The 7745-nt window shown below is 45.7% G+C and carries 7 protein-coding genes; all 7 read right to left on the bottom strand.

The window, feature by feature from the left end:
• Positions 1-30: 30 nt before the first annotated feature.
• Positions 31-1080 (bottom strand): uroporphyrinogen decarboxylase, encoded by a 1050-nt coding sequence (hemE, locus tag ACWB0I_RS05720; protein ID WP_479387087.1) that lies wholly within the window; start codon positions 1078-1080, stop codon positions 31-33.
• On the bottom strand, positions 1067-1852 hold the full coding sequence (locus ACWB0I_RS05725; RefSeq protein WP_479387080.1) for a uroporphyrinogen-III synthase: 786 nt from the start codon (positions 1850-1852) through the stop codon (positions 1067-1069). Before ACWB0I_RS05725 ends, hemE begins: the two co-directional genes overlap by 14 nt.
• Positions 1836-2777 (bottom strand): hydroxymethylbilane synthase, encoded by a 942-nt coding sequence (gene hemC, locus ACWB0I_RS05730; protein WP_479387081.1) that lies wholly within the window; start codon positions 2775-2777, stop codon positions 1836-1838. Before hemC ends, ACWB0I_RS05725 begins: the two co-directional genes overlap by 17 nt.
• Before the next feature lie 9 nt (positions 2778-2786).
• Entirely contained in the window at positions 2787-4064 is a 1278-nt protein-coding gene (gene hemA, locus ACWB0I_RS05735; RefSeq protein ID WP_479387082.1) for a glutamyl-tRNA reductase, read from the bottom strand.
• A gap of 14 nt (positions 4065-4078) precedes the next feature.
• Positions 4079-4903 carry a cytochrome C assembly family protein gene (locus ACWB0I_RS05740; RefSeq protein WP_479387083.1) on the bottom strand — a complete coding sequence of 275 codons (825 nt, stop codon included), beginning with the start codon at positions 4901-4903 and terminating at the stop codon, positions 4079-4081.
• Positions 4904-5460: 557 nt separating this feature from the next.
• On the bottom strand, positions 5461-6195 hold the full coding sequence (locus ACWB0I_RS05745; RefSeq protein ID WP_479387084.1) for a class I SAM-dependent DNA methyltransferase: 735 nt from the start codon (positions 6193-6195) through the stop codon (positions 5461-5463).
• Positions 6196-6280: 85 nt separating this feature from the next.
• Positions 6281-7267 (bottom strand): CsgG/HfaB family protein, encoded by a 987-nt coding sequence (locus tag ACWB0I_RS05750; protein ID WP_479387085.1) that lies wholly within the window; start codon positions 7265-7267, stop codon positions 6281-6283.
• Between the last annotated feature and the right edge of the window lie 478 nt (positions 7268-7745).

The raw sequence follows: 7745 nt of genomic DNA on the forward strand, positions 1-7745 counted from the left end.
TCTGGTGAACGGACTGCACTCTATTTTTCCTCACTTCCTTATTTCCTGACTGATCCGCCGAACTTCCTGCACCAGGTGTTCCACGTTTTCGATGGGTACGTCCGGGTGAATGCCGTGGCCTAAATTAAAAATATGCCCGCTATCTTTGCCGAAGATTTTGAGGATGCGTTCCACTTCCCGCGTGATGACGGACTTGCTGCCATAGAGCACTGTCGGATCTAGATTGCCCTGTAAGGCATATTCCGGATGCATTAAAATCTTGGCCTGCTCCAGGTCTGTTTGCCAGTCGACTCCCAGAGCCTGCGCCAGACTACCGGACAAATGGGCCAGGTGATCCATCCCCCCCAGACTGAACAGGATGACCGGCTTGCCCAGTTTTGTCAGATTCTGGCTGATCTTTTTAAGATAGTTGGCCGAAAATTCATCAAACAGATGCAGAGGCAAAATACTGCCCCAGGTATCAAAAATCTGAACGGCCTGGGCGCCGGCTTCCATTTGCATGGTCAGATAGCGCGTCACCGCCTCGCTCAGCTTTTCCAGAAGAGCGTGCAGCAGCTCCGGCTCGCGGTACATCAGCCCCTTAATGTATTTAAAATGTCTGGTTGTTTTCCCTTCGATCATGTACACCGCCAGAGTAAAGGGCGATCCGCTAAAACCGATGAGCGCTTTGTCGGGCTGCAACTCCTGTCGGATCATCTTCACGGCATCGGCTACATAGTGCAGGCCTTCTTCAATTCCATCAGGGAATAGCTGGTCAACCTGTTCTTTGCTGCGTACAGGGGGCAAAAGTTTGGGCCCGTGATCTGCTAAAAATTCCAGTTTCTGCCCCATGGCTTCCGGAATAACCAGAATGTCAGAAAAGAGAATGGCAGCGTCCAGATCAAACCGTTCGATGGGTTGCAACGTTACCCGGGCGGCCAGTTCCGGGGTTTTACAGACCGTTAAAAAATCGTATTTCTCACGAATAGCGCGATATTCTGGCAAATAGCGGCCGGCCTGACGCATGATCCAGATAGGCGTCCGTTCAACCGCTTTTTTGTGTATGGCTTTTAAAAACAGATTGTCTTCACTCATTTCCATTTCCCTTGTAATAATTAACAATGGCGTCCAACATCCCCCTGGAGGTACTAACAGTGGAGCGAATGTGTACTTTTAATCCGCGCATGTTGATCGCTCTGGCGGTTGTGGGCCCAATCGCCGCTAAATGCGTTTCACTCGTTTGCAACAAATTCAACCCTTCATCCCCTAAAATTTCCAGCAGAAAATTTACAGCCGACGGACTAAAAAAGGTGATGACATCGATGGCCTTATCGGCCAGCAGAGATCGGAATTGCTCCTTGTCAAAATCCGGATTGGGCACCGTTTTGTAAAAGGCAACTTTTTCAACTCGCGCGCCATGCAGTTTCAATCCAGTGGCCAACTCTTCACGTGCCAGATTAGAAGTGGGCAGCAGTATGCGCACTTCCCGTAAATCATGGGTGGAAAAGGCATCCAGCAATCCCCTGGCCGAAAAATCATCAGGCAGCAAATGGATGGCAATCCCCCGGGCTTCAAGAATTTGCGCCGTCCTTGTGCCTATGGCCGCCACTCGAACCTCCGGCAACTGCAAGCCTTTGTTCTTCAGTTGTTTCATGAAGAATTTAACCGCGTTTTCACTGGTAAAAATCAACCAGTCAAACTGATCCAGCTCTGAGAGTACGCGTTCCTGCTCCGCGGCATTCGAGTCGGCAGCGACCGTTGCAATGGCTGGAAACAGCAGGGCTTGAGCGCCTTCTTTTTCAATCACCTGAATGAATGTTCGTGCCTGTTGCGCCTGCCGTGTAACGACAATACGCTTATTTTTTAATCTCATTCTCACTTCTAAACGTTTGCAGGAGTTTTCTGGCGCCCTTTTGCAACAATTGTTCAGCCAATTGTACGCCAAGTTCTTGCGCCTGTTCCACTGGACCGGAAACGCGATCTCTGATCAAGCTTTTCCCATCCTCACTCCCCACAAAACCCAATAATGTCAATTGGCCATGGTTTACCTGTCCATACCCCCCTACCGGAAACTGGCAACCCGTATCCAGGGTCTTCAACAGACTTCGCTCGGCCAGAGCGCTAAAATAGGTGGGAGGATGATTCAATGCCTGCAACATGGTTTTTAAGTTTGCATCGCCTGTACGCATCTGGATGCCAATGGCGCCCTGTCCGATGGCCGGGATCATTTCTTCGCTTTGAAAAATGTGCATGTGCAAACCTTCAATGTTCAACCGTTTAATAGCAGCCAGAGCCATGATGATACCGTCTAAATTTTGTTTTTGCAACTTTTTTAAACGGGTATCAATGTTGCCCCGTAAATCTTCCATTTTAAGATCCGGGCGCATTTGCAATAACTGGCAGCGGCGTCGAATGCTGCCGGTGGCAATCCGGGCCCCAGGCGGCAACTGAGCCAGTGTCCGGCCATCGCGGGTGATCAATACATCTTCCACCGCACCGCGTTGCGGGATGGCCGCCAGTTCCAGGTCCGCAGACATATCCGAAGGTAAATCTTTTAAACTGTGCACAGCGACATCGATCTCATGGCGCAATAACGCCTCTTCAATGGTCTTGGTAAAGACGCCCTGTCCGCCAATCCGCGTCAATGATGATTTTTGATCGCGATCGCCCTGGGTCTTAATGATGACGCGCTCAACCTCGAGCTGTGGGTAATGTTTGCATAACTCAGATTCTACAAATCCGGCCTGCCATAGGGCCAGGGCACTTCCTCTTGTGCCGATGCGTACTTTATTTAGCATTGTACTCCTTTACGATTTTTTTTCAAATTCATAAAGCGCTTCTAAAAATTCAAGATATTGCTCATATTTTTGGGCATCGGAAAGATTGGCTTTCAATAATTTAATGTGTTGATGTAAAATTTTATTGAGAATACTTTCGGTTAAGTATTCCACATTTTCAAAACCGTCGTTAGGAAGCCGGGATTTCAAACGTTGCAACTCACTTTTGCGTAATGTTTCAAAATAGTTTTTAAGTTTACCAATTATTTGAGAAGAGGCATGGGTCGACAACCATTCCACGAATTCATGCACATAATAGAGAACGATCTTCTCTGCCCTTGGAATTTCCTTTTTTCTCCGGTTTAAATTACTCTGCACCACCTCATTGAGATCATCCAGATTGTAGAGGTACACCGAATCGAGCTCATCCAGTTCCGGATCGATGTCTCGCGGAATGGCCAGATCGATCAGAAACAGAGGACGGTTGGCCCGTTGTCTCTGGATGGGCGCTACCATTTCGGTTGTCAGCACAAAATCGGTGCTGGAGGTGGCGGAGATAACGATATCGGCCTGTTGCACGATTTCGGGTAGGTCTTTCAAACCATAGGCTTCACCGGCAAAGCGTTTGGCCAGTTCCTGAGCTTTTTCAAATGTTCGATTGGCGATCAATATTTTCCCTACGCCCTTTTCCAGAAAATGCTGAGCAGCCAGCTCAGCCGTTTCACCTGCGCCAATTAACAAAGCCGTTTTATCGGATAAATTGGTAAAAATTTTGCGGGCCAGTTCTACGCCGGCATAGCTTACGGACACTGCGCCTTCTGAAAGGAAGGTTTCGCTCCTGACCTTTTTTTCAGCCTGCAATCCGTAATTGACCAATTTATTTAACAAAGCGTCGGTTTTATTGAGGTCATAGGAGAAATAGTAGGCCTCTTTAACCTGACCGGTAATTTGCGGTTCACCCAAAATCTGAGAATCCAGGCTGGAAATGACTCTGAAAAAATGAAAGACAGCTTCTTTGCCCTTAAGAACGTAGATGTAGTCATCACTGGTAAAGTAATCGCCTTTTTTGAAGGTATTTAAAAAGCGTCGTATTTCGGTCAGTTGCTGATCGTGATACGCGCCGCTCAGGTAAATTTCCGTACGGTTGCAGGTGGAAAGTACAATCAGACCACGCAAATCAAATTTTGCGGGTAAGACTTCGAGCAGCGCTTGCTGTTCTTCTCTGGAAAAGGCCAATTCTTCCCGAATCTCGACCTTTGCTGTTTTATGGGAAATGCCGATTAAACTTAAGGGTATCTGTGTATTCATCCTTGCTTTCAATTTTAATAAAATTCATGAAACGATCTTCCCACCGTGAGCACAAAAGCCATCCCCGCCAACAACACGATGAAGCCGGTGATGGACAAATAGGCCATAACGCGGGCAGACCATTTTCTGAAATGTGCTGCCAGGTAAATAATCAAATAAGACAGCCAGATTAAATCGGTGATGATCACTTTAGGATCGGAATAGAAAAATTGTCCAAAGGCACGTCTGGTCTGGACGTGTCCTAAAAAAATACCGATGCCCATCAGGATGATGCCTATTAACACAGCGCGCTTGCTCATATTTTCAAGATAGGAAAGCGGAGGAAGCTGTTCGAATATTTTGTTGAACCGCTTTTTCTTGATATTACGATACTGAATGAGATAAAGTAAAGCATAAATCGCGCTAATCGCCAGAGCCGTGTAACCGATGATATTCAATGAAGCGTGGATCGTAAAGGTTGGATCGCTGAGTAAGGGATTTGATTCAGCCTGCCAGTCATGCTGAAATGCGGAAATGAGAACCGGGAAAAAGGCAAACGACAGAATAAAAAAACCCGAAGCCCGATTTTCAAACGTATTTTCAATAATGTAATAGACCAGTAAGATGGCAAATCCTAAAAACGACAGGGCATCAAAGGCAGAAGACATGGGCATGGCTTTCAGAAATATCTGGCGAACAACTATCTCAATGCCATGAATAATGATTAGACCGAGTAAAATGATCCGGGTTTTGTCTTCGTATTTTCTTTCATTGCCAAAATAGATGCTGTAATACACACCTAAAACAATTAAATAAAAAACAGGCAGCAAATAACTTAGAATCTGGCTTAAAGTCCGCATAAAGACTTCCCTAATCATCGTTAATTTTAACTTTTAAGTTAAAAAGAAAATGCCTCAAAACAAAATCCGATTGCATGGAACATGTACGGTAGCTAATATTTCAACAGGAATTCATTAAAGGACTACAAAGAACATAACAGAGTTACCAATACACAAAAGAGAACGGGTCGTACAACTCTTCATATTTTAATTAAAAATTACGAATGACGAATTATTTTTTGAAAGCGCAAGTGGTGCCTATGACTTAAAGCCCGTGCCGGCATGTCATTCTGAGAATCCCTTATATGGGCTTTGTTTCACCCTCTCTCGATTTTCGGAAGAGAGGTATTAAGAGGGTGAGGGCTTGTGAGAAGAATCCCTTACATGATTAAAGAGATTCCGGCTCTCGCTTGTGCTCGGCCGGAATGACACGTTCGGGGAAGATATTCCGCCATATGATTTCTCCTCTCTGCACGTCGCTTTTGCTCCACGAATCGGTCGAAATGACAATCAGGGAGGGCCCGTGCCGGCATGTCATGCTGAGAATCCCTTACATGGGCGTTATTGACCCCCTGATTTTATTCCCCTTTTTTAAACACGCCAATTAATGCGCCCGATTGCTCCTCAACAAACGGGTTTCTTTTAAAATCGCCAAACAAAGCAACCGGCTCAAACGAGGTTTGTTCATGCCAGGTCTTAATGGAGTGGCTGGTATGCGCAAAAAGTCGTTGCTGCTCCTCGAACAGCGTTTCCTCTTCTTTCACTAATTTGGTTTTGAACAGGGCGCCGGCCAGGTTCAGTTCCAGATACTGGCGAAAAAAGCGAATGTTGTGCGTTGCATTTTCCGTTACCGGAAACTGAAAATGCTTCTGTTTTAAAATGTTTTGCCAGTTAACCAGTTGAAAAATCCAATGGCCTCCGGGCCTGAGCAAATCAAAGACCTGACTCAATAAGCCGTTCAGTTCCTCTGGCGCTAAATAAGACAACACATTCCCAATGCAAAATATCAGATCAAATCCGGGCATGTGTTCCTTCTTTAATAATGGGTTAAGTTTCTCCAGATGGATTAAATCAAGGGCCAGCCATTTTCCATGTGGACATTTTTGGCGCGCCTTTTCAAGCATGGCCTCATTCAGATCAACACCCACCACTTCATATCCTTCTTGCGCCAGACGGGCAAGATAACTGCCTGTGCCGCAGCCCAGATCAAGAATGGCGCCTGGCGGCTTGTTTAACCAGCTTCTTAAAAACTGAAATGTATTTTCTCTAAATGGAAAAATGAGGTCATAATATTGGGCAAACTGCTGGTACATGGGCTTCCTCTGTTTTATGGCAAAATAACCACAACGCAGATCATTTACAAATCAGACTTTCGCACCTTCTGAAGCCTCTACCCGGCTATGGCAGTTGTTTTTTCAATTCTTCCGCCTTTTTTTTCTCTTCTTTGGCTGTTACCAGAGCTTTCTGATACCGTTTTTCACCGGGCTTTAAGGCCACAGCTTTTCGTAAATTTTCAATAGCCTGGTCATGTTGTCCCAGATACATCTGAGCCAGTCCCAGATCGTAAAGCACCTTGGCCTTTTGTTCCTTGGGTAGCGGCTTTTCTCCGGCCTGTTTCAATAATTGCAAACCGCTTTCCCATTCTCCCGATTTAAACATGGCCACGGCCTGGCCGGTTTCGGGCACTTTGTCATCGACCAGGAACTGAGCCTTTACGGTCACTTCAAAAGGGGCGATCATGCGCCTGAATTGGTTGGCAATGTCCGTTAAGCACTTGCGGTACAAGGCATTGCGGTCAATGGACGGCGGAATTTTATCCAGACCAGATTTTTTAGCGCTTTGGCTTGCGCGAAGCTCTCTGGAAGCAATGATCTTCCCGGTTTGTACATCGATGATTTTAATGAACACGTTTAGGTCATAGCGGCCCTTACGCCGATGCCACTGATGTCGCTTGCCTTTTTTGTCTTTGTACGGCTCATCATGCACCAATGTCTGTTTGAAGCGGTCTGTGGTTATGCGCCCAAAAATAAAGGCAGAAACGCCCAACAATTTACCGATTCGGGGAGCGCTTTGCTCGTCAACCAGTCCGGAAATGGCCAGTTTTTGTTCTTCAAGAATTTTTCCCAGGCTCTGGCGATCAATTACTTCGAATCGCCCGGTGGCCATGAGCTGTTCGGTAAACAGATCGCGTAAGTCACGGGCATGCTGATCGATTTTTCCATCAGCGTTAACAAAATCGCCTAAAGCAATTTTGGCATATTGTTTCAGGTTAATCTCCGCCGGACGCATCACCTTCATCATAACCGATTTGGTACCACAGGCCGTCACATACAGTAATAACATGAAAAATGCCAGGAAGGAAAGAATACGATGACTAATGCACATATTAATTCTCCTTGTGCGTTTCAAACGATGGTTTCTTTTTGAATTTACAACCAAAATCTAATTAAACCCAAAAGTTTGTTTCAAGTAATTTTAGTGGCAAAAAAAGGTACCGAAAAATGGAAAGGCAGAATAGCCGTAACACCTAATTAAGCGCAGAAAATAAAGCAGAACTACGGCTGCTCAAAAGAACAGTTTTTATTAAAAATTACGAATTACGAGTGATGAATTATTGTGTGAAAAGGCAAGTGGTGCCCAGGCTGTGAGGGCCTGTGCTGGCCTGTGATCCTGAATCCCTCTTCTTTCGTAACTCGAGCTTCAGCTCGAGATATTTGTAAGGGCGAAGCATTTTTTGAAAAGTCTTTCTTAAGAGCGATTTTAACTTTTACACAAAGAGGTTGCGCTAATTGGAACAACCTTCAGGAAAATGCTTCGCCCTTACGCCTAACAACGATTTCTCCGTTTTGTCCCGCCATTGCAG

Source organism: Caldithrix sp., assembly GCF_056497305.1.